The sequence below is a fragment of the Paenibacillus prosopidis genome, from assembly GCF_003337375.1.
In the GTDB taxonomy this organism is placed as follows: domain Bacteria; phylum Bacillota; class Bacilli; order Paenibacillales; family Paenibacillaceae; genus Pristimantibacillus; species Pristimantibacillus prosopidis.
This window is the reverse complement of record NZ_QPJD01000012.1, coordinates 40,112-61,656: the sequence shown is the minus strand read 5'-3', so window position 1 is coordinate 61,656 and position 21,545 is coordinate 40,112. Positions and strand designations below refer to the sequence as shown.

Below are 21,545 nucleotides of genomic sequence, written 5' to 3'. Positions count from 1 at the left end.
AGTGGAAGAATACTAGAATACTCAGATAGCGATGGTCCTATTACGGGTTAAATTAGCGGAAGGGGAAGTGGTTATGCAAGAGTGGTTCAAGGAGGCCAAGCTCGGAATTTTTATTCACTATGGCATTTATGCCGTAGATGGGGTCGCGGAGTCATGGTCCTTCTATAACGGGAGAATGACCTATGAGGCTTACATGAAACAATTAGACGGCTTCACGGCATCGAAATTCGGCGCGGACAAATGGGCTGATTTGATTGAACGATCAGGCGCCAAGTACGCAGTTCTTACAACGAAACACCATGACGGGGTAGCCTTGTGGGACACCCAATATAGCGACTTAAACGTTGTGAAGAAGACACCGGCGAAACGGGATCTTGTTAAAGAATATGCGGAAGCCGTTACGAAAAGAGGAATTCGCCTCGGGATGTATTATTCGTTGATCGACTGGTCGCATCCCGATTATCCAACGGTTTATGAAGGCGGCAAGGTACCCGATGATTTGAGCAAGGTGAACAAATTTTCAAGTCCGGATGGCGGCATTCAAGATGAAGAGAGGTGGAATAAATTTCTGCAGTTTAACAATAATCAGCTGCGGGAGATTTTAACGAATTACGGGAAGGTTGATCTGCTCTGGTTCGATGGAGATTGGGAACGGAGCGCCAAGCAGTGGAATTTGCCCGAGTTCAAGCAATACCTTCAATCGTTCAATCCGGATATTATCATCAACTCGCGTCTGCAAGGTTATGGGGATTACAAAACGCCGGAGCAAGGGATTCCGATTACGCGTCCTGAGGGACCATGGGAGTTCTGCACTACAATCAATAGCTCTTGGGGATATGTGCCATCTGATCACAAGTACAAATCATTAAACCAGATTATTCGGATGTTCTGTGATTGCATCACCTTGGGAGGCAACATGCTGCTCGATATCGGGCCTATGGAAGATGGAACGATTGATAAGAGACAGGAAGAAATTTTACTTGGATTAGGGGAATGGATTCGAACGCACGAAGAAGCTGTGTTTGGAACAGTTGAAGGCATTTTGACCAGGTATTATTTAGGAGGCAGCACCGTCTCGAAAGACAGAAAGACATTGTATCTCTTTGTTTATGATGATCCGAAAGAGAATGTATGTCTGAAAGGACTATCCAATCCTATTAAAAAAATTACTGTGCTTCATTCCGGTAAAGAGCTTACGCATGAAATTCATGGCGGCGTGCCTTGGTTCAATATTCCAGGAACGACATGGATTCATATGACAGCGGAAGATGCTCATAAGCAGGTCACTGTCATTAAGCTGGAATTTGACGAAGAGCTGGATATGTACGGAGGTTCCGGAGCAGTTGTAACGCATAACTAGTAACTTATAATTTTTTCCAAGGAGGAATAAACGATGAAAATTGGATTAAGCTCTTATAGTTTATTAAAAGCTATTAAATCCGGAGAGATGGGCATCCTTGATGCCATCGCTTGGATTGCGGATAACGGCGGGGAGCATATGGAGATCGTCCCTTACGGATATACCCTGGTGGACAACCCGGAGCTGGCGGATGCCGTCCGGGAGAAAGCGAAGGAAGTTGGCATTGCCCTGTCCAACTATTCGATGCCGGCAAATTTCGTGCAGGATACGGATGAATGGTTCGACGAGGAAGTGGCTCGGGTCAAACAGCACGTTGATCTTGTGAACCGGCTCGGCATGAAGCATATGCGGCATGACGTTACCGCTTTTACCATTCCACATGAAAAAATGAGTATCAAGTGGTTCGAGGATCATCTGCATCACATGGTGAAGGGCAGTCAGCTCATCGCGGACTATGCATCGCAGTACGGCATAACGACGACGATTGAGAATCACGGGTTCAGCGTACAGTCCAGCGACCGGGTACAGCGTGTCCTGCATGCGGTAGACCGTCCGAATTTCAAGACGACGCTGGATATCGGCAACTTTATGTGTGTGGACGAGAATCCGATTATCGGCGTCAAGAAGAACTTGCCCTATGCATCGCTCATTCATTTTAAGGATTTTTATTTCCGTCCTTATGATCAGCACCCGGGCGAAGGCGATTGGTTCTTGACGTCGAACGGTAACCATTTGCGCGGAGCTATAGTAGGGCATGGGGATATTGAGATCCGTAAAATCGTAAAGCTCATCAAGGAATCGGGTTACGACGGATATATCACCATTGAATTCGAAGGCATGGAAGAATGCAAATCGGCTTCCCGCATCGCAATGGACAACTTGCGCCGCTTCTGGGATGAATGTTCACTTTGAGATTTTAATAGATTCATACAGTTACGTCCGGAGGGGATAAGATGAATGTAAGCGGAGTGCCGGAGCCTAAGATCGAATACGCTCCCAAACATTATATATGCGGGCGCGCGAGGGAGACACTCGTTCTTGACGGCCGTGTCGATAAGCCATTCTGGGCAGCGGCAGACTGGACGGACGATTTCGTCGATATCGAAGGCGACCTAAAGCCGAAGCCCGCGAAGCAGACGCGGGTAAAAATGCTGTGGGATGATGAATATTTTTATTTCGCGGCGGAATTGATTGAAGATCAGATATGGGCGACGTTGACGGAACGGGATTCGGTTATTTTCTATGATAATGATTTTGAAATTTTCATTGATCCCGACGGAGATACCCATCAATATTACGAGTTCGAAATCAATGCGCTGAATACCGTCTGGGATCTGCTGCTGGTCAAGCCCTACCGTGACGGAGGCCCTCCGGTTAACGGCTGGGATATTAGCGGACTTCAGACGGCGGTACACATTGACGGCGAGCTGAACCGGCCGGGTGCAGCGAATCGGAAGTGGAGCATCGAGGCGGCAATGCCTTGGAAAAGCCTGCGCGAATGTGCGGCTGAAGGCCGTCCGCCGGTGCAGGGGGAGTTTTGGCGCGTCAATTTCTCCCGCGTCGAATGGCGCGTAGAGGTGCAGAACGGCGAATACCGCAAGGTCGTCAATCCGGATACGGGGAAGCCTTATCCGGAAGATAACTGGGTATGGTCTCCGATGGGGCTTATTAATATGCATTATCCGGAGCTATGGGGTTATGTCGTGTTCGCAGGTGAGGACGGGCCGGAATCGTTCGAGCTGCCGCCGGATGAACGCATCAAGTGGGAGCTGCGCAAGCTCTATTATCGTGAGCGCAATTACTTCGCTAGTCACGGTGAATTTACCAATGATCCGAAATTATTAATGAATGACGGTGAGCATTGGAGCATTACACCTGTGATTGAGACGACCTGCAGCTTATTTCAGATTTCAACGCCGTCAACGGACAGGCAGTCCATTTTCTGCATCCGAGAAGACGGAAAGCTATGGAAGGAGTGAAAACGAATGAATCTGCAGACCCCCGTCTTCTCATTGGATCATGAAGCAATGGAGATTATCGAGCGTAAGTTCCGTCAGAAGCAGCTGCTCGCTCAGGCAAGAGCGCATGAGCTGTTCGATATTTTTAAGCAAAGGCTGACCGAAGAAGAGACTTGGGCGCTCAAATATTTATTCGCCTATATGCCGGTGAACGATTTGGCTGATTATGACGGATCATTATTTTTGAGCCATGTGCGCCGGACGTTGGACATCCGGGGACGGGTACCTTGGGGGAAGAACGTTCCTGATCATCTATTCCTGCATTTTGTACTGCCGTACCGGGTAAATACAGAGGATATCGAGGATTCCCGCGGTATTCTGTATAGCGAATTGGCTGATCGTACCGCGCTCTTGCCGATGGCGGATGCGATTCTAGAGACGAACTACTGGTGTCAAGAGAAAGCAGCCTACATTGGAAGCGATTTGCGGACGATCTCCCCGCTGACGATGATCCGGAATGCGCGGGGCCGCTGCGGCGAGGAGTCGACGCTTGCAGTTGCCGCGCTTCGCAGTATCGGCATTCCTTCCCGTCAAGTGTATACGCCGCGCTGGGCGCAGTGTGACGATAACCACGCATGGGTGGAAGCATGGGCCGACGGCAAGTGGTATTACATCGGCGCTTGCGAGCCGGAACCGCGTCTGAATCAAGGCTGGTTCAGCCCGCCTGCCCGGCGGGCGATGCTGATCAACACGCGGATTTTCGCGAATTACCAGGGACCTGAGGACATCACGCTTGCTGACGAGTGGTTCACAGAAATCAATTTATTAGAAGGCTATGCGCCTACTCGGACCATTACCGTGCTTGTGAAGGACGGGCAGAGCCGGCCGGTTAGCGGGGCTGACGTTTATTTTGAATTGTACAATATGGCTGAATTTTACCCGATTGCTATACTGCCGACGAACGGGCAGGGTGAGGCTTCATTCAAGACAGGGTTCGGGGATCTGTTGATCCGCGCAGTAAAGGATGGACGATGGGGAGAAGTGAAGATCTCGGTCGCAAACGGCGAGCGCTTCGAGATCGTGCTGGATTATACGCAGCAGCAAAGCGGAACTGCTGAATTTGACATGGTTCCTCCGCCGGACCTTAACGGAGGGGCTTCCGAACCGCTTTCCGAGGAGAAAATCCTGCGTCACAATCACCGCCTCGAAGAAGGAACGAAGATCCGGAACAGCTATGAGCATACGTTTCTAGACGAAGAAAAAGCGATGGAGCTTGCCGGGGCTGCCGGTCTTCCGCCGGAGCGGGTATGGGATGTGCTGCGCAAGGCGCGCGGGAACAGCCGCGAGATAGCGGCCTTCATTGAGGAACGCTCCTCCGAATATGGAGAGTGGCCGCTGAGGCTGCTGGAGAGCTTGAACGAGAAGGACCTTATCGATACGTTCCGACCCGCGCTTGACGATCATCTGATCGGCTCCCTATCGCAGCGCGGAGAGCTTCCAGAAGATATATTCGTCCAATACGTGCTTTGTCCGCGTGTATTATATGAGATGATCGTGCCCTATAAGCGGTTCTTCCAAGATACGTTCACCGAAGAGGAAGCGGCAGCGTTCCGGGCAGATCCTTCTGAGCTTGTCCGCAGACTGGATAAGGAGTGGGATATATGGGAGGACCTCCCCAATTTGAAGGGCAAGGGAAACCCGGCAGGCACCTTCAAAATCAAGAAGGGAGACCGGATTTCCCTGGATATCCTGTTTGTGGCGATCTGCCGCAGCCTAGGTATTCCGGCACGATTGCATCCGAGCGAACAGAAGCCGCAATATATGGCGATCGGCAGCTGGCAGGATGCGTTATTCGTGCATGGAACCATGCTGCAGCCGGAGAAGAAGGACAACGGCACATTGAGGCTCCTTCGGGATAGCGCATCATCAGCAGCCGCTCCCTCAGCCGCGTACTCCGAAAATTTTACGTTTGCCCGGCTGGAGAACGGAATCTACAAAACGCTGTTCTACCCTAACGGGAAATCGGATGTATATGATGAACCGTTCGAGGTCGAACAGGGCTCTTACCGAATGACATCGGGCATACGTCTGAAGGACGGCACGGTACGGGTACGCTTTACTTATTTCACGGTACGCGCAGGTGAACAAACCGATATTCCGCTGACATTCCGCGAAGCGATGTTCGATATTCCCGTGCTTGAGTCCATGATCCGGAACAATCCGGTCACCATGCTGGACGGAACCCATAAGACGCTCGGGGAACTTATCGGCATGAACGGAGCGGTTGTAGCCTGGATGGAACCGGAACGGGAGCCGACCAAGCATTTGATCCGTGAAATCAGCGAGCTTGCCGAGCCGTTTGCAGAGCTAGGAGCTCCGATCGTTCTCGTTGTCGGCGATTCCGAGTGGACCGCTTCATTCGATGCTTCCAGCTACACTAAGCTGCCATCATGCGCCATGTTTGTTCGGGATTCTACCTATGCTTCGTTGCCGGACTTTATATCCCAGCCGCCGGCCAATGAAGCGGGATTCCCGCATCTCTTCGTGCTGGACGGCCAAGACCAGATCCGATACACAGCATCAGGATACAAGATCGGAACCGGGAAGGAAGCTTTACAGATTCTTACCGGCGTATGGCAGCAGCCTACTTAAAGGAGTGAGCACTAGGTGACGAATCAAAAGTATATCGTGGCGGGTTACGCCGTTGATTCCAAGCTTCCTGACATCACGCGGGAAGATTTGATGAAAATAACTCATCTGAATGTGGCATTCGGCCATGTACGCAGCGACGAGATCTCTACGGACCATTTGAAGCATATGGATGTTCTTCGGAAAATCAAACGCGAGCATCCTCAGCTTACTATCCTATTGTCCGTCGGAGGCTGGGGCGCCGGCGGGTTCTCCGAAGCGGCGTCTACCGAAGCGGGGAGAAACCGCATGGCGGATTCAGCGGTTCGCGTATTGACCGGCTTTCCGTTCGACGGAATCGACCTGGACTGGGAATACCCTTGCTATGGTGAAGCCGGCATTGCTTCAAGCCCTGATGATAAGTCGAACTTTACTTTGCTTTTAAAAACCATTCGCGAAGCATTGAACCGTAAAGGCATGTATGACGGGCGGCATTATTTGCTTACCATTGCCGCGGGTGCTGACCAGTATTACGTAGATGGTACGGAGATGGACCAAGTCCAGCAATACTTGGATTTTGTTCAATTGATGACCTATGATATGCGCGGAGGGTTTCAAATATTGACGGGGCACCATACGAATCTGTATACACCAACCGGGGATTTGTTTCGTATCAGTACGGACGCATCCGTTAACCTATTTATCCGTGCAGGCTTACCGAAGGAGAAGATCGTGATCGGCGCGGCATTTTACTCCCGGATCTGGAATCAAGTTCCGGGCCGCAATAACGGGCTTCACCAAATGGCCGGAAGCACGGGCGGATATGGACCGGATTTCACAACCCTTGCAGCGGAATACATCGATAAAAACAATTATATCCGATACTGGGACAGCGAAGCGAAGGCGCCGTACCTCTTTAATGGAACCAGCTTCATCTCCTACGACGATGAACAATCGCTGCAGCACAAATGCGATTACGTTAAGCGTGGCGGTCTGGGCGGCATCATGTTCTGGGAATACGGCTGCGACGGGACACACCGGCTGCTTGACGCGATTTATAAAGGACTTAAGGATTAGTTCTCTGATTGTTTCCTTTTACGGATAAAGCACATGAATCAAATACAGAGAGACCTCACACAAGTTCATTGAACTCGCGTAAGGTCTCTTTTTTCAGACGCTAAAATGTTTTCATTACTTTCTGTACTCTAAGCTTCCTATTCACTGCTTTCCCGCTGTTTGATTTTCGCAAGCTGCTGCCTCAGCTCAGCGTTCTTAGCAGCCAGCTGTTTGGCTAAATCAGCCTGGGAAGCATCAATTCTGGCTACTTCATCGTTTAATTTTGTGATTTGCGTCATTTTACTGCTTAGATCACTGGGGGAGGAGCTCATTTTGATATTTTTTTGCAGCTGCTTTATTTTGGAGAGAGCCTTTTCTTTTTTACTCTTATCGTTAGCGCTTTGCTTTTGCATTTCAGCGATTTCTCTTTTTAACCGGCTAGTTATTGATGTAGTGAAGCTAATGGACATGGGGCACCTCATAATCGTATAGTGTCGCGTCGTCCCATTTTACTATAAAAAGCCCGTTTAAGCGAGAAAGATTGGCCCGAAAGAACGGGAGCTTCAGGCAAGGCTTACTTGACAATGATTTTACAGTTCGACTATACTGTCTGTAATCTTATAGCTGATATACGTTGAATGAGCTCAGTAGCAGAATTGTCACTGTTCCAGAAAGTCAGGGGTTGATGGAACCTGATACACACAATGACTGCGAATTACACTCGGGAGTATCTTGGGTAATGCCAAGCGGAGTAGCGAACGATATCTCGCTGAAAGCGGCATGAACGGCGCCTTTATGGGCTGTTGGTGCAATCTGGGTGGTAACACGGTTATTCGATCGTCCCTATGTCTACAATAGACAAGGGGCGATTTTTTTTATTTCATAGAGATTAATGAGCTAAAGGAGCTGTTTTGCTATGAATATTATTGATGAACTCGAATGGCGCGACGCGATTAACCAGCAGACGGATGCGGAAGGCTTGCGCGAATTAACGAATACGAAATCAGTATCGCTCTATTGCGGCGTTGATCCGACAGGCGACAGCATGCACATCGGACATTTGATTCCGTTCATGGTGCTGAAGCGGTTCCAGCTTGCCGGACATCGTCCGGTCATTCTGATCGGCGGCGCAACCGGCACCATCGGCGATCCGAGCGGCCGTCAGACCGAGCGCTCCCTGCAGACGATGGAGCAGGTGCAGGCCAATGTCGATGCGCTGACTGCACAGATGAAAAAGCTGTTTGTTACTGAAGGCGACAATCAAGTTCGCATGGTGAACAACTACGACTGGACGCATAAAATTAATGTGATCGACTTTTTGCGCGACTTCGGAAAAAACTTCAGCATCAATACGATGCTGGCTAAGGACGTCGTATCGAGCAGGCTGGACAGCGGCATCTCCTACACCGAGTTCTCTTACCAAATCCTTCAATCGCTCGACTTCCTGCACTTGTACAATCATGAGGATGTTCAACTGCAAATCGGCGGTTCCGATCAATGGGGCAATATTACGAGCGGACTGGATTTGATTCGTAAAAAAGAAGGCGCAGAGGCGAAAGCGTTCGGCCTCACTATTCCGCTTATGCTGAAAGCGGATGGTACGAAGTTCGGCAAAACGGCAGGCGGCGCGATATGGCTTGATTCTAACAAAACGACGCCGTTTGAATTTTACCAGTTCTGGGCGAACACAGATGACCGCGATGTCGTGAAATATTTGAAATACTTTACGTTCCTGGAGAAGCAGACAATCGACGGATTGGCGGAAAAAGTGCAATCGGAGCCGCATAAGCGCGATGCGCAAAAGGCGCTGGCAGAAGAAATGACGAGATTCGTTCACGGTGAAGAACTGCTTGAGCAAGCAAAACGCATTACGGCGGCGCTCTTCAGCGGCGATATTAAATCGCTAACCGCAGACGAAATCGAGCAAGGCTTCAAGGAAATGCCGACTTTCCACGCTGGCAAAGAAACGAAGAATATCGTCGACTGGCTGGTCGATCTCGGCATTGAGCCTTCCAAACGTCAAGCGCGCGAGGATATTACGAAAGGCGCAATATCGATGAACGGCGAACGCGTAGGCGATATGGAACTGAATGTAACGGCTGAGCATGCCATCGGCGGCCGGTTTATTATTATCCGCAAAGGCAAGAAAAACTACAGCCTCGTGAAATTAACGTAGAGATTTGGAACGAATGAAAGCTTAACAGTTTTCATTATCGCAACCATACTACAGCGTGATATAATAGTATAGCGAAACCGTTCATATAACGAGATAGAGCTCTCTTTGCGGAGCTCTTTTTTAATTGAGTAAGCGAGTTGAACGAAGCAAGATTAGGAGGCGAATGATGTGGCAAAGGGACCTAAGAGACCGACTAGGGATGAATTTGAATTAGAAGAGCTCGGTGAAAGACTTGTAGAGGCGAAACAAGAGGGCAACGAGCTGCTGCTGACCGTATGGGGAGCGGGAGAAAAAGTGAGAGGTGTCATTACAGAGCTGGACTCAAGAACGAAAAAGGTTCATGTCGAGTTTATGGGAAGCGTAACTAAAGTACCATTTTTAGATATTATGAAAGCAGAAAGTCCAGGTTAAGCAGCTGGAGAGTACAAGTAGCCTATTTATCCCCTAAATTAGTACGAGAAAAAGGGGCTGTCAATGAGGGTCTATAACCTTTGGGACAGCCCCATCTATATCATTTGCACATCCTCTACCTTCAAAAATAAAACATATGCATTTCCTTCGGCACGCCATTTCGCATAAGGAGTTCTTCCAGCGTCTCGTTGCGAGCAGGCGTATCGCCGGCGGTAAGCAGCCGAACGGCAAATTTACTCGCTTGCCTCTCGTATTTTCCCACATTAAAAAACGATTGCTCATCTAACCAAAAACGGTTGAATCCCGGATGCAGCCTATCGTGGCCCAGCTCATGGGCACACACGAACCGGCGCCAATCGTCAGGCAGCCTCTCGTGGATGACGATAAAGCGCCTGCGCAGCTTTTTGAAATAAAGGCCGCGCGTTCCTTCGCCCAAATCCGCAAAGCGTATATGAATACCAATACCTTCGGCAATGATATAGGGGTCGTTGGTTTTGAATTTTCGGATGAGCTTTAAAATCATTTTATCCATAGCAACACCTACCCATTGGCATCATCAGGAGCATCGTTTGTCGGCTCGGGCTTTTTCTTATGCTTATTCATTTGCTTTGCCTCCCAGAAAAGTCCTGTTAACACGTCCATGACGCGCCTGCGGTCAGTCTGGCTTAATGGCACGCCATCGAACATAATTTCCCCGTCTTCCTCCAGCAGCTTCTTGAAATCCCGCTTATCTTTATACGTTGCCCATTCCGGAACTGTTGCTCCGGAAAAATCGCGACCAAGCAAATAATCAGTGGTTGTATTTAAAATATCGGCGATTTTTTGCAAATCCTCGCTGGTAGGGGTTACCCGGTCGTTCTCGATATGCCCGAAATTAGACCTTCCCATTTCAAGCTGCGAGGCGATGTCTTGCTGGGTTAATCCCCGTTCCGTTCTTAAATGTTTAATGCGTGTGCCTAACGACATTACCATTACCTCCAATATCAATATGGTATTTTAAATACTTGACGGTATTATAAATACCAAATACAATGAGATTCAACAGATGATAGCCTATTGCAGACGATAGGAAAAGAGCCGGATGCTATTTTCGCTACTTCAAAGCTAGTATATTTTTCTTTGTGGGTATTGTCAATACCAAATAGCGGCGATTCTACAGCATTTGAATGGTATTTTAAATACCTAAAATCAAAAGCGTGAGGGGGAATATAGCGGACGATTAAGTATTTTGCAGTTACAGCTAAGTAGATTCTATTAAGAGAGGAAGCTGGTAGGAATATGGTAAATATGAATAACAAATTGTTTAGCTCGGACATTGGAGCTTCTCTAGTACCTTGGATTAATACCATTTATGGAGAGGATCGAATGCTGCCGTTAGCCTTGCTGCTCGTTGCAATCATACTGGATTGGATTACGGGTATGGCTTCATCGCAGAAGGATTCTCGTTATTCACAGGAATATGGCAGGCTCGGAGTGCTTCGAACCTTATTTTTATTGGTGCTTCCCATGTTTGCGAAGCTGCTGGATTCTATGCTGGGAATGCCAGGCCTGTTCTTTTATGCTATTACGATAGGACTTATCTATAAGACGTGGCAGTCACTCACCGTAAATGCTTATCGTGCAGGGTGGGGGAAGTGGATTCCAAGCTCTGTTATTCATTACATTGATAACGAATTAAAAGCGAAGACCATTGCGCCTTCCAAGGAGGGGGGAGATACTGAATTAAACGATGAAACTGCGGCGGATATAAAGAAGTCAAAGAATGGCTAACGCCTCTGGGCTGTTCGCCTGCTATGAAGATTGAGTCAAACGTCCATTTTATCCGTTTGCCCATACCCTTTTTGTCCTGAATCATAGGATACTGTACCTTAATATAAAGGAGATGAACAAATGAGCTATGGAGTAGCAGGTGCCGGCGCAGGAAAATACGGACCTAATCAGGTGGCAGGAGCAGGATATTGCGCGCCTGTAGTTGGCGGAGCATTCACAAACGTAGGCAGTATTCTCGTACTCTTCATTCTACTAGTCATTATCTCGTGTGCTTGCTTGTTTTAGTCCTACCAAGGCTTACTTGTAAACCAATACAGTAGCGCATCCGCTAACTAAAGCAAGACTCTCCCTTTACTCATAAAGGTATAGCTTGTCAAGGTTCGGGCTGCCTTCGAAAAATGAGCAAGAGCACAATTTTCTGAAGCGCCTATACACGTTTCTCAATGAATCATAGGATATTGTACCTAAACAAAAAAGGAGATGAACAAATGAGCTATGGAGTAGCAGGTGCCGGCGCAGGAAACTACGGACCTTATCCGGTTGCAGGAGCCGCCGAAAACGTAGGACCTTATCATCCGGTAGCAGGTGCTGGATATTGCGGCCCTAAAGTTGGCGGAGCATTCACAAACGTGGGAGTTATATTGGTTCTTTTCATTTTGCTTGTAATCGTTGCCCGTGCATGCTTGTTCTAGTCAACAAAGCTTACTTGTAAATCGTATTCATGCGTGTCCACTAACTGAAATAGTATGACAATCCCCAAGTGCCTGAGCCTTGGGGATTTGGCTTAAAACGAGATAGACTAGCTGTTGGCCTAGCCGCTAACTTCCGCGATAAGCTCAATCTCAACTGGCGTATGGAAGGGCAGGTCGCTTGTTCCTATAGCGGACCTTGCGTGGCGGCCGTTTTCGCCGAATACTTGAATGAGCAGATCCGAAGCTCCGTTAAGTACATAAGGCTGATCCCCGAAGCCTGGGGCGCTGTTGATGAAGCCGAGAATTTTGACGATTTTCACGACGCGATCCAAATCTCCCAAATGAGCTTTCATTGCCGCAAGCAAATTGATCACCACCTGGCGGGCGGCTTGTTGACCTTGTTCAATCGTAAGATCAGATCCGACCTTGCCCTCGAACATAAGAATGCCATCGATACGGCAGTCGAAGCCTGATGTATAGATGAGGTTGCCGGTTTGGTTCACGGGAATGTAGGAGAACTTTGGTGCTGTCGTCTCAGGCAGTGTAATGCCGAGCCCGGCAAGACGTTTCTCAATGATAGACATAATAATATCACTCCTTAAGTTTAATGCGAGCAGCAGTGATGAGCTCGGATGAGTTGTCCTTCACGCTTGTGCGTGTGGGTGCCGAACTGCATCGTGAGCTGCCCGGCGACGATGACATGCGAGATGCCCTTCGGATATTGGCGCGGCGCTTCGAAGGTTGCCGTATCCTGGATTGCAGCCGGATCGAATACGGTTATGTCGGCAGCATAACCGGGAACAAGCAGGCCGCGCTTACCGAGCTTGAAGCGCTGCGCAGGGAACGAGGTCAGCTTGCGAACCGCTTGCTCTAACGATAACACCTTCTCATCGCGCACATATTTGGCCAAGACGCGAGGGAAAGTTCCGAACGTTCGGGGATGCGGCTTACCTGTCTCACAGTTTAGACTGTCGGAGGCGATCAGCGATTTTTCGTAGCTGACGACCTGCTTCACATCGTCATCCGACATGTGAAAATAGACGATAGCGATCTGACCGTTCTCTTCCAGCAGCAAATCCATCATGCAATCGACAGGATGCTGCCCCCGAAGCTCCGCGGCTTCGGCAATCGACTTCCCTTCAAGCACTTTGTTCGCACCCGACTGAATGGCCGAAATGATAATGCTTGACCAGCCGGTTGAGCAAACGAGATTGTCCCAAGTATCCTGCTCATGGCTGAGCTCCTCTTTGATTTTGGCGCGTTGGCTCTTATCACGGAAGGCTTCAAGCGTTGCTTCAATGCCGCCCTCGAGTACCCAAGGAGGCAGAACGGTCGTCAATGTCGTCGATCCTGCGGCATAAGGGTAAACATCGACCGTTACGTCCATGCCGCGGGCACGCGCTGCTTCCACAAGCTCAAGCGCATCAAGTGCCTTGCCCCAATTGGCACGGCCGGCCGCTTTCAAATGGCTGATATGCAGTGAAATGCCAGTACGCTCGGCGATCCAAATAACTTCAGCGACAGAGGGAAGCAGGCTGTTGCCTTCACCGCGAATGTGAGTAGAAAGCAGACCGTTATACTTCGGCAGTACGCTGCACAGCTCGGCTAGCTCTTCACGTGACGTGTAGCTGCCCGGGGCATAGAGAAGTCCAATCGATAAACCGATTGCTCCTGCACGAAGTCCTTCTTCCAGAAGCTCCTTCATCCGTGCAATCTCAGCAGTTGTTGCAGGACGGTTCTCAAAGCCCATCACCGCGATGCGCAGGGCGCCATGCGCAACATAAGCAGCGATATGCCCGGACGGATTCGATCGGCTGATGAAATCCATATATTGACCGACGGTTTCCCATGGCCACTCCCAGCTCGTGCTGCCGAGTACGGGCTGCACGTATGTCTGAAGCAGCTCAGCTTTATTCCGGACGAACGGAGCGGGAGCGAGCCCGCAGTTACCGACAACCTCCGCCGTAACGCCTTGTTGAAGTTTAATCTCACTGTATGGATGATCGATAATCATTAAGTCGGAGTGGCAATGCCCGTCGATAAAGCCGGGAGCTATCACTTGGCGCCCGACATCAATTACGAGAGCAGCCTCTTGGTCGACGCGGCCGATGGCTGCGATAATCCCGTCCTTCACGCCAATATCGCCCTGAAACCAAGGATTGCCGCTGCCGTCAACGATTTTACCATTTTTAAAAATGAGATCGAGCATGAATGAGGGGTACCTCCTTGTCATTATTCCAGCATGCCGCGGGCAGCGACTGCTGCCTTGCGCAGCTGCCCTGCAGCGTCTGCAATGTATACGAAGCTGTGCAAGTTGACTGTGCTGCAAATGTGATTAGGGATGATGCGAATGACATCGCCTACCCGATACACAGCATCCGTCCGCACACGAATCATGCCATGCTCTTCAGTCATTCGCTCCAATACGGCATCGGGAGCTCCGACAATATGACCGAAGCCTTGGAGGTAAAACGGAGAGGTACCCGGTTGTACGTCGGTGGCAAACGTCTTGCTGCCGCCGTCGATGACGATTAAATCGTCTGATGGACGGCTGATAACCGTTGCCATCACCGCTCCGGCACAGTCATCGATCGTACTAACGCCGAAAGCAGCTTGCATACGATCTTGGTAAATATAAGTGCCGGGCCGAATTTCCGTCACTCCACCTACTTCGGCCGCGTATGCGGCCGTCGGTGTGGAGCCGACGCTTACGTCTTGAATGGCAAGTCCTTCGCTTCGCAAAACTGTCGCGACACTAGCCATTATAAGACCCTCCTCATGACCTGCTGCCCGCAAATCGAGCGTTGGAGTTCCATTATACATAGCGCCCCGGTATGTATATATGCCTGTAAGCCGAATACCGTCAAGCGCCGCGATCTGTTTGGCCAGCTGCACCGCATCGTCTATCCTAACACCGGTTCGACGCAGTCCTGTTTCAATTTCAAGCCTAATCTCGAGCTTTACGCCTTCTCGCACAGCAGCATCGGAAATTCGCTTCGCCCCTTCGAGGCTATCAGCCCCAACGATAAGTCGAACTCCAGCTTGACTTAGCCGTACAGCCCGTTCTATCTTCGAGGCAGCAACCAGCGGATAAGCAACGAAGATGTCCGTAATACCGCCTTCCGCCATCACTTCAGCTTCGGAAATTTTCGCAACGGTAATTCCGGCTGCCCCCGCAGCGATTTGCCTTGCAGCCATTTCCGGCAGCTTATGGGTTTTCGCATGAGGGCGGAGTTGAACGCCGTTACGTTTTGCAACCTCGGACATGGCGGCAATGTTGGCATCAACTACGCTGCTCTCGATGACGAGGCAAGGCGTTTCAAGCCCGCTGCCAGCACCCCATATAGCCAAATCCGGATTCAACTTCTCATTCATTCTGCCGCGCCTCCTTCGTGGTCTGCCGCTTTGGATTCCTCCAGATAGCTATAGAGCGTATACTTTGAAATGCTCAAATAGGCGCAAACCTTCTCGCCTGATTTTTTGATCAGAAAAGCACCCTTTTGATCAAGAAGCTGAATGATTTTAATTTTATCTTCCTTGGTCATCAGGGCCGGCGGCTTGCCGACCGTTTCTTGAGCCTCTTGAATCAGCGTGTCGAGCAGATCGTTAACATTGCTGACGAATGATTCCCGAACCGGCTGCAGCCCGCTCGCCGTCAGCGATTGGAGCGTTTTCTCCGCTACCATCAAGTCGGTAATGTCGAAGTTTATGCACATTGCCCCGATAATGGCGCCAGCGTTATTTTTCACATACATGGAGGTCGAACGGAGGATGCGCCCGTCCTTGGTCTGCGTTACATAGTTATGCCGGTTGCCGCCCTCCGATGTGCCCCGCATAATTTCGAGCCCCAGATTCGTACCTGGGTCGCCTACTTTGCGTCCTGTTACATGGCCGTTCTCGATGATGACGATCGTGCTGTCAACCGGCTTTGACCAGTCATGCACGACGACCTCGCAATTGTCTCCGAACTGCGCGGTTATTCCTACGGCCATCTCTGTCAAAAACGACAGCTCCTGCGATATCGATTCCATTTCTCTCCCGCTTTCCTTGCAGCCTTAATGCCCACATGGTACTACTACGCGCCTAAAAAATCAAACAAAAATTTTGTTTACCTAAAAAAAAGTATGCCAGGCTGTTTTTATCCGTAACATGCAGCGTTGCAGCATCACTTCTAAAAAGATGAAAGAGCGTAACAATTACGATATAATAGAAGGGATATTACTAAAATGCTAATTATAAATCGATAACAACGGGAGAACTCTGCGATGAACAACAAAGAACAAAGCATTCCGGTACATTTACTGTCGGGCTTTCTTGGAAGCGGCAAGACGACGCTTCTGGGAAGATTGCTTGATTACTATAAGGGACAGGGGAAAAAGCCGGCGGTCATTATGAACGAGCTCGGCGATATCAATTTGGACGGACAGCTGCTTAGCGATGAAGTGCCGATGGCGGAAATGCTAAGCGGCTGCATCTGCTGCACGATGCGCGGCGATCTGGGGATGGAGATCAGCATGCTTATTGACGAGCATCAGCCCGACGTTATATTCATCGAATCGACGGGCGCGGCCAACCCGATGGAAACGCTGGACGGCGTAACGGAAGCGGCTATGTATAAGGCGATTGATCTCCGCAGTATCATTACGGTTGTCGACGGACCGGAGCTTCTGAAGCGCAGCCGCGAGGGAAAAAGCCGCACCTTCAAGCTGATGCAGGAGCAAATCCGGTGTGCAACGGTTTTGCTCCTGAATAAGGTCGATAAGCTGGAGCCTGAGCAGCTTGTAGAAGCGCAGCAGCTGCTGCGGGATTTAAATCCGCATACGCCGGTCATCGCGACGGTTCGCTGCACGCTTGACGATTGGAGCTGGCTCGACGCCGAGGCGGCACGGGCAGCGAATGCTCATGAGCATTCAGGTGGTGAAGCTGCGGATGCCGAGGGTCATGTATGCTCCAGTGACGGCTGCTCGCATGATCACGGGCAAGCGCATGCACACTCGTACGATGAGCATAACCCTGCCGGTCACCATCATTCGCATGATCATGTCATGGTTGTCACTCACTATTGGCGCAAGCCGGTAAGCAGCACAGCTTTTGAGGCGCTGCTGCAGCGGCTGCCGGACCGTATCTATCGCGCGAAGGGAATCATGACGTTTACGGATACGCCGAGCCGTTTTCTTTTCCAATATGCGTACAGGGAATCTGATTTCATGAAAATTGAACCGCAAGGGCATGTGAACGATGTAGCGGTGTTTATCGGGGAGCATTTCTCTAAAGACTGGCTGCTGCGCGAGCTGGAACTGCTCGAGCAAGCAGAGGCTGCAGAGGAATGAAACAATAGAGGCAGCTCCCTGTAGTTTTTTTGTCGAAATCTGCTGTTGCAATGTCTATTCACGTGTATGGATGGGTAAAATAATCCAGATGAGGCTTGCCGGGCCTTGACATCACGATAGCAATAGAAGGGTGTGGCAGTGAATGGTTCGAAAATGGTTTATCCCAGCGTTAGCGCTGGCTGTGCTGTTGTCGGTCGCTCCCGTCTGGGCCGCGCAATCGGTAACGGCTTTGCCGGAAGTTTCAAAAGCAGATGAAAACCCTAAGCAATCGGAAGAAGACAGCAACAGCAAGCATAAGCATCACAAGGGACATATGACACGCAAAGATTTTGAAGTGTACCGTCTGGAGAAGCTGAAGGAAATTGCGACGTACTTTGGCATTCAAACCGAAGGCAAGTCCGCTCAGCAGCTTAAGAAGGAAGTAGAAGCAGCGAAGGTCGCCAATAAGGACAAGTGGGAAGCTTTCAAAGCGGAGCATAAAGCGAAGCGGCTGGAGCATTTGCGCAAAATAGCCGAAGAGCATGGTATTAAGACAGAGGGCAAAACAGCTGAGCAGCTGCGCGAAGAGCTGTTTAAGCTGCATGGCGGCAAAGGCAGACGTCCCCATCGTTTAGAGGACAACAACCAAGCCGGTGAAGACGACGGCGATAAGCAGCAGAAGGACAAGCAAAATCAAGTTTAAGTTAACAAACGAAGAGGGGCCGTCCCGAAAGGTCATTGACCGGGGACGGCCTTTTTTTGCAGCCATGGAACGTTAGCACTTTTAATACCTCGATTGCTGGTGAGTAGGGACATTGATCCTTTAGTAGAAATCGATCGACCAGGCCAAAAGTAGGATTTTGTCGAATTATATAGTATTAAATGACTATGTTTATCATTGTGCTCCGTGCGAAGCGTCAAGTATACTAGAACCATATCATAAATTGATGGATCATGTCGTTTTTTTTGCTTTGTCTAACAACAAGGGGCTGATAGAGAAGTGAGAAAGATTAGGCTAAGCATTGCTCAAAAATTAATACTTTCACTGGGCCTGCTTATTATTCTTTCATTTGGCATTTTAGTAACAGCTCATCTGGTTAAGCTTTACAATACGAATCTGCGTGAAAGCGAGCTGCTCGCGCAAACGCAGTCTATGGCATACATATCTCCGTTCTCTAAGACATTGGATCAAACGATTGCAATGATCGATACGCTTAAAGCGGCCATGCTGCAAATGCGCAGTGACCAAATGCAGGATCGTGAATACATCGTCCGGTTAATGAAGCAGATTCTGAACGAGCATCCTCAATTATTAGGTGTCTATACAGTGTGGGAGCCTAATGCCTTCGACGGTCAGGATGCACTCTATCGGAACAAGAATAGTTCTGATGACGATACGGGCCGCTTCATCCCATATGTGATTCGTAAAGATGGCTACACTCAGGTTCATGCGGTAAAGCATTATGAGGATGAGACAAAGGGAAGCTATTATCAAATTCCGAAGCGTACAAAAGCATTTTCGTTGATAGAGCCGTATTCGTATGAAATTGACGGTAGTCCGTTTCTGATGACATCGCTCGTGCTGCCTATTTTGGATGAACAGGGCCATTTTTTGGGAATAGTAGGAGCCGACATATCCCTCGATTTGGTGCAGCGGCATATAGAGGACGCCCGCCCGCTAGGCGGTTACGTTAATATTATTACGGGCAAAAACAACTATTTGGCCAACGGCCGCAATCCGGAGCTGGTGATGCAGCCGTATAAGGCATGGTCAGACAACAGCCAGCTGGAAGCGATGAAGGGTACGACACCGCATTTTCGATATACACCGGATGCCGGCGGTAACGGGACAGTTCTGCGTATGTTCTACCCTATTAAGTTTAAGAATGCCTCTTGGTACATTGAGACGGTCATCCCGAAGAAAAATATGCTGTCCGATTTCTACAATAGCTTAAAGGATTCGATAGTTATAACAACAGCAGCCCTTCTTTTCATGACGATCATGATGGGACTGCTCGTTCGGAAAATTATTTTGGTAAACATTCATAAGGTTGTCCAAGCGACCTCCGCTGTTGCGATAGGAGATGAAGGACAGAAGCTGAATATTCAAACGAACGACGAGTTTGAATTTATGGCGAATCACTTTAACAATATGATTGAGCACCGCAAGGAAGCCGAGCAGCTTATCGAATACCAGTCGACGCACGACTTAATGACAGGTCTGCCCAACCGGTATGCTTATCGCCGCCATATAGAAAGTAAAGCGGCTGCGGGTGTTTCCAACGATGGTCATATCGCATTGCTGTTTATTGACCTTGACCGGTTCAAAATTATAAACGATACGCTCGATCATGTGATGGGCGATCAGCTGTTGAAGCAGGTAGCCGAACGCATCGTACAAACGGTTGCCGACAAGGGCATCGTTTTCCGGTTCGGGGGCGACGAATTTGTCGCACTGCTTGATAACGTAAGCCATTTGAATCAAGCGCTTCTCGTTGCCGATGATATTTTGTCGGTCATCGCAGAGCCGATTAGGCTGACGGATCGGTTGTTCTATATTACGGCAAGCATTGGAATGAGCCTGCATCACCAGCTTACGCCATGTATTGGAGATCAGCTTGTGAAGGAATCCGATATTGCGATGTATGTGGCTAAGAAAGAGCGGAACACTTGCAAAATATACATACCTTCGATGAACGATGTGCCGCAGAAGGAGCTTATGCTCGAGAACAGCTTGTTCAAAGCGCTTGAGCAAGGACAATTCATGCTCTATTATCAGCCGAAGATTGAGGTAGCCACCGGTTCCATTTATGGAGCGGAGGCGCTTATCCGTTGGAAACATCCGGAGTTTGGCATGGTGTCTCCGCTTGACTTTATACCGCTGGCCGAGAAGACCGGATTTATTATTCCGCTCGGCGAGTGGGTGCTTCATACCGCTTGCCAGCAGATTCGCGAATGGGACCGGATGGGACTGCCGCCGCTTTCCGTAAGCGTCAATATGTCAATGATGCAATTCCAGCAGAAGCAAATTGTCTATACGATTGAACGAATTATCACAGGTGCCGGCATTCGGCCGGAGCGGATCGAGCTTGAACTGACGGAATCGATCTTTATGGACAATCCCGAGCATACGCTCAAAATATTGCATGAGCTGCAGCAGCTCGGAATTAAGCTGTCTTTGGACGATTTTGGAACCGGCTATTCATCGCTGAGCTATTTGCAAAATATTCCGCTGCATACGCTTAAGCTTGATAAGTCGTTTATTAATAATATCGTGAACGATTTTAAAAAGCAGATGATATTCAAATCCGTCGTAGTCATCGCACATAATTTGAATTTAAAGGTTGTAACCGAAGGCGTCGAGACAGAGGATGAAATGCGCATCATTCGCGAACATAATTGCGACGGCGTCCAGGGATACATTTATAGCCCTCCGGTAACTGCAGCAAAGTTTGCCCAGCTGTATATGGAACAACATTTAGAACAAGCTTGAGGATATACCCGTCTTCCGTTTACAGCGGAGACGGTTTTTTTATATTCCGATGTGAAAAGGATTAAGGATGTATTAAACTTTTTTTGCAGAAGGTGTTACAAAATAATAGGAAGCATCGTCTTTCTTATAGCTTGAGCAAATAACGCAAGGAGGACAACGGAATGGAACATTCGGCGCCGGATTTGTTTCGTCAACAGTTTAACCAGCACTACCCTTCGGTTCGACGCAAGTTATTTGCGCTCATTCGGGATGAGGCAGCTGCTGAAGATCTCGCCCAAGAAACATTTCTAAGGCTTTACCGCAATCCGCCGGATCAGCCTGAAGCAATTGGAGGTTGGCTTCATCGGGTATTAACTAGGCTGGCCTATGATTATATGGATAAGAAAGCGCGTGAGCGAGCAATTACGCAAAAGCAGGAACAGAACATAATGGCACAGCCGCACGCGGTGCAGTCGAACGAGCAGACGGTAATCGCTCTAGATGAGCGTGAACGCGTACAAGGATGGCTGGAATCCTTGCCGGAGAGAGATAAACAAATGCTGCTGCTGCGATATGAGGGTTACAGTTATGCGGAAATTGCGGAGCAGCTTCAGGTGCGGCAGCCACAGGTCGGTACGATGCTGCGCAGAGCCGGCGAGCGGCTAAAGCGGCATGCCTTGCAAGCAGAGGGTGCGATGTCTCATGAATAGAAG

The 21,545-nt window shown here is 49.4% G+C and carries 21 protein-coding genes and 1 other annotated feature; of the genes, 14 read left to right on the top strand and 7 right to left on the bottom strand.

All coding sequences use genetic code 11. The annotated features are described in order from the left end of the window. The first annotated feature begins 73 nt into the window (after positions 1 to 73). The 5 genes from DFP97_RS18955 to DFP97_RS18935 are packed head-to-tail and all read left to right on the top strand — an operon-like array spanning position 74 to position 7,023. Entirely contained in the window at positions 74 to 1,360 is a 1,287-nt protein-coding gene (locus DFP97_RS18955) for an alpha-L-fucosidase (RefSeq protein ID WP_114381764.1), read from the top strand. A gap of 33 nt (positions 1,361 to 1,393) precedes the next feature. Further along, entirely contained in the window at positions 1,394 to 2,272 is an 879-nt protein-coding gene (locus DFP97_RS18950) for a sugar phosphate isomerase/epimerase family protein (protein WP_114381763.1), read from the top strand. A gap of 41 nt (positions 2,273 to 2,313) precedes the next feature. Next, complete coding sequence (locus tag DFP97_RS18945) at positions 2,314 to 3,339, top strand: carbohydrate-binding family 9-like protein (protein WP_114381762.1); 1,026 nt, start codon at positions 2,314 to 2,316, stop codon at positions 3,337 to 3,339. A 6-nt stretch (positions 3,340 to 3,345) separates the two neighbouring features. After that, on the top strand, positions 3,346 to 5,970 hold the full coding sequence (locus tag DFP97_RS18940) for a transglutaminase domain-containing protein (RefSeq protein WP_114381761.1): 2,625 nt from the start codon (positions 3,346 to 3,348) through the stop codon (positions 5,968 to 5,970). Positions 5,971 to 5,985: 15 nt separating this feature from the next. Next, positions 5,986 to 7,023: a glycoside hydrolase family 18 protein gene (locus DFP97_RS18935; protein WP_114381760.1), complete on the top strand. Its 1,038-nt coding sequence runs from the start codon at positions 5,986 to 5,988 to the stop codon at positions 7,021 to 7,023. A gap of 137 nt (positions 7,024 to 7,160) precedes the next feature. On the opposite strand, the gene DFP97_RS18930 is transcribed toward DFP97_RS18935, so the two are convergent. Continuing rightward, entirely contained in the window at positions 7,161 to 7,415 is a 255-nt protein-coding gene (locus DFP97_RS18930; protein ID WP_147275069.1) for a hypothetical protein, read from the bottom strand. Positions 7,416 to 7,627: 212 nt separating this feature from the next. After that, positions 7,628 to 7,850 (top strand) — a binding site (T-box leader). Between the two features lie 68 nt (positions 7,851 to 7,918). Between DFP97_RS18930 and tyrS the strand changes: the two genes are divergently transcribed. Next, positions 7,919 to 9,178: a tyrosine--tRNA ligase gene (gene tyrS / locus DFP97_RS18925; protein WP_114381758.1), complete on the top strand. Its 1,260-nt coding sequence runs from the start codon at positions 7,919 to 7,921 to the stop codon at positions 9,176 to 9,178. Between the two features lie 168 nt (positions 9,179 to 9,346). Continuing rightward, positions 9,347 to 9,589, top strand: a complete 243-nt coding sequence (locus tag DFP97_RS18920; protein ID WP_114381757.1) for a YolD-like family protein — start codon at positions 9,347 to 9,349, stop codon at positions 9,587 to 9,589. Positions 9,590 to 9,710: 121 nt separating this feature from the next. On the opposite strand, the gene DFP97_RS18915 is transcribed toward DFP97_RS18920, so the two are convergent. Beyond that, the gene (locus DFP97_RS18915) at positions 9,711 to 10,121 is read right to left on the bottom strand and encodes an ImmA/IrrE family metallo-endopeptidase (RefSeq protein ID WP_114381756.1); all 411 of its coding nucleotides are present in this window, start codon (positions 10,119 to 10,121) and stop codon (positions 9,711 to 9,713) included. An 8-nt stretch (positions 10,122 to 10,129) separates the two neighbouring features. Beyond that, positions 10,130 to 10,555 (bottom strand): helix-turn-helix domain-containing protein, encoded by a 426-nt coding sequence (locus DFP97_RS18910; protein ID WP_114381755.1) that lies wholly within the window; start codon positions 10,553 to 10,555, stop codon positions 10,130 to 10,132. A 321-nt stretch (positions 10,556 to 10,876) separates the two neighbouring features. Here DFP97_RS18910 and DFP97_RS18905 point away from each other — a divergent pair, with 321 nt between their 5' ends. From DFP97_RS18905 to DFP97_RS18900, 3 genes are all read left to right on the top strand, one after another. Beyond that, positions 10,877 to 11,359, top strand: a complete 483-nt coding sequence (locus DFP97_RS18905) for a phage holin family protein (protein WP_181873580.1) — start codon at positions 10,877 to 10,879, stop codon at positions 11,357 to 11,359. 120 nt (positions 11,360 to 11,479) lie between these two features. Continuing rightward, positions 11,480 to 11,644, top strand: coding sequence for a hypothetical protein (locus DFP97_RS30815; RefSeq protein ID WP_181873597.1), 165 nt, complete (start codon positions 11,480 to 11,482; stop codon positions 11,642 to 11,644). 203 nt (positions 11,645 to 11,847) lie between these two features. Continuing rightward, positions 11,848 to 12,051, top strand: a complete 204-nt coding sequence (locus DFP97_RS18900; protein ID WP_114381753.1) for a hypothetical protein — start codon at positions 11,848 to 11,850, stop codon at positions 12,049 to 12,051. Positions 12,052 to 12,170: 119 nt separating this feature from the next. On the opposite strand, the gene DFP97_RS18895 is transcribed toward DFP97_RS18900, so the two are convergent. Genes DFP97_RS18895 through DFP97_RS18880 form a run of 4 tightly spaced genes read right to left on the bottom strand, consistent with a single transcriptional unit; the run spans position 12,171 to position 16,082 of the window. Beyond that, positions 12,171 to 12,635, bottom strand: a complete 465-nt coding sequence (locus DFP97_RS18895; protein WP_114381752.1) for a RidA family protein — start codon at positions 12,633 to 12,635, stop codon at positions 12,171 to 12,173. A gap of 20 nt (positions 12,636 to 12,655) precedes the next feature. Further along, positions 12,656 to 14,260, bottom strand: coding sequence for an N-acyl-D-amino-acid deacylase family protein (locus DFP97_RS18890; RefSeq protein WP_114381751.1), 1,605 nt, complete (start codon positions 14,258 to 14,260; stop codon positions 12,656 to 12,658). A gap of 23 nt (positions 14,261 to 14,283) precedes the next feature. Beyond that, positions 14,284 to 15,426 (bottom strand): alanine racemase, encoded by a 1,143-nt coding sequence (locus DFP97_RS18885; RefSeq protein WP_114381750.1) that lies wholly within the window; start codon positions 15,424 to 15,426, stop codon positions 14,284 to 14,286. Further along, a complete protein-coding gene (locus tag DFP97_RS18880) occupies positions 15,423 to 16,082 on the bottom strand; it encodes a helix-turn-helix transcriptional regulator (protein WP_114381749.1) in 660 nt (219 codons plus the stop codon). The genes DFP97_RS18885 and DFP97_RS18880 overlap by 4 nt, the downstream gene beginning before the upstream one ends. Before the next feature lie 234 nt (positions 16,083 to 16,316). On the opposite strand from DFP97_RS18880, the gene DFP97_RS18875 reads away from it, so the two are divergent. The 4 genes from DFP97_RS18875 to DFP97_RS18860 all read left to right on the top strand — a co-directional run bounded on the left by DFP97_RS18875 (position 16,317) and on the right by DFP97_RS18860 (position 21,542). Further along, the gene (locus tag DFP97_RS18875; protein ID WP_114381748.1) at positions 16,317 to 17,381 is read left to right on the top strand and encodes a CobW family GTP-binding protein; all 1,065 of its coding nucleotides are present in this window, start codon (positions 16,317 to 16,319) and stop codon (positions 17,379 to 17,381) included. 142 nt (positions 17,382 to 17,523) lie between these two features. Next, complete coding sequence (locus DFP97_RS18870) at positions 17,524 to 18,063, top strand: hypothetical protein (protein WP_114381747.1); 540 nt, start codon at positions 17,524 to 17,526, stop codon at positions 18,061 to 18,063. A 297-nt stretch (positions 18,064 to 18,360) separates the two neighbouring features. Next, positions 18,361 to 20,853, top strand: coding sequence for a bifunctional diguanylate cyclase/phosphodiesterase (locus tag DFP97_RS18865; protein ID WP_114381746.1), 2,493 nt, complete (start codon positions 18,361 to 18,363; stop codon positions 20,851 to 20,853). A 161-nt stretch (positions 20,854 to 21,014) separates the two neighbouring features. Then, entirely contained in the window at positions 21,015 to 21,542 is a 528-nt protein-coding gene (locus tag DFP97_RS18860) for a sigma-70 family RNA polymerase sigma factor (protein ID WP_114381745.1), read from the top strand. The last annotated feature ends 3 nt before the right edge of the window (positions 21,543 to 21,545 follow it).

Excerpts from the sequence above, each read along its gene's own strand:
- DFP97_RS18950 (WP_114381763.1), top strand. The coding sequence starts at position 1,394 with ATGAAAATTGGATTAAGCTCTTATAGTTTATTAAAAGCTATTAAATCC.
- DFP97_RS30815 (WP_181873597.1), top strand. The coding sequence starts at position 11,480 with ATGAGCTATGGAGTAGCAGGTGCCGGCGCAGGAAAATACGGACCTAAT.
- DFP97_RS18940 (WP_114381761.1), top strand. The coding sequence starts at position 3,346 with ATGAATCTGCAGACCCCCGTCTTCTCATTGGATCATGAAGCAATGGAG.
- DFP97_RS18875 (WP_114381748.1), top strand. The coding sequence starts at position 16,317 with ATGAACAACAAAGAACAAAGCATTCCGGTACATTTACTGTCGGGCTTT.
- DFP97_RS18910 (WP_114381755.1), bottom strand. The coding sequence starts at position 10,555 with ATGTCGTTAGGCACACGCATTAAACATTTAAGAACGGAACGGGGATTA.
- DFP97_RS18900 (WP_114381753.1), top strand. The coding sequence starts at position 11,848 with ATGAGCTATGGAGTAGCAGGTGCCGGCGCAGGAAACTACGGACCTTAT.
- DFP97_RS18885 (WP_114381750.1), bottom strand. The coding sequence starts at position 15,426 with ATGAATGAGAAGTTGAATCCGGATTTGGCTATATGGGGTGCTGGCAGC.
- DFP97_RS18890 (WP_114381751.1), bottom strand. The coding sequence starts at position 14,260 with ATGCTCGATCTCATTTTTAAAAATGGTAAAATCGTTGACGGCAGCGGC.
- DFP97_RS18955 (WP_114381764.1), top strand. The coding sequence starts at position 74 with ATGCAAGAGTGGTTCAAGGAGGCCAAGCTCGGAATTTTTATTCACTAT.
- DFP97_RS18945 (WP_114381762.1), top strand. The coding sequence starts at position 2,314 with ATGAATGTAAGCGGAGTGCCGGAGCCTAAGATCGAATACGCTCCCAAA.
- DFP97_RS18870 (WP_114381747.1), top strand. The coding sequence starts at position 17,524 with ATGGTTCGAAAATGGTTTATCCCAGCGTTAGCGCTGGCTGTGCTGTTG.
- tyrS (WP_114381758.1), top strand. The coding sequence starts at position 7,919 with ATGAATATTATTGATGAACTCGAATGGCGCGACGCGATTAACCAGCAG.
- DFP97_RS18930 (WP_147275069.1), bottom strand. The coding sequence starts at position 7,415 with ATGCAAAAGCAAAGCGCTAACGATAAGAGTAAAAAAGAAAAGGCTCTC.
- DFP97_RS18905 (WP_181873580.1), top strand. The coding sequence starts at position 10,877 with ATGAATAACAAATTGTTTAGCTCGGACATTGGAGCTTCTCTAGTACCT.
- DFP97_RS18860 (WP_114381745.1), top strand. The coding sequence starts at position 21,015 with ATGGAACATTCGGCGCCGGATTTGTTTCGTCAACAGTTTAACCAGCAC.
- DFP97_RS18880 (WP_114381749.1), bottom strand. The coding sequence starts at position 16,082 with ATGGAATCGATATCGCAGGAGCTGTCGTTTTTGACAGAGATGGCCGTA.
- DFP97_RS18915 (WP_114381756.1), bottom strand. The coding sequence starts at position 10,121 with ATGGATAAAATGATTTTAAAGCTCATCCGAAAATTCAAAACCAACGAC.
- DFP97_RS18895 (WP_114381752.1), bottom strand. The coding sequence starts at position 12,635 with ATGTCTATCATTGAGAAACGTCTTGCCGGGCTCGGCATTACACTGCCT.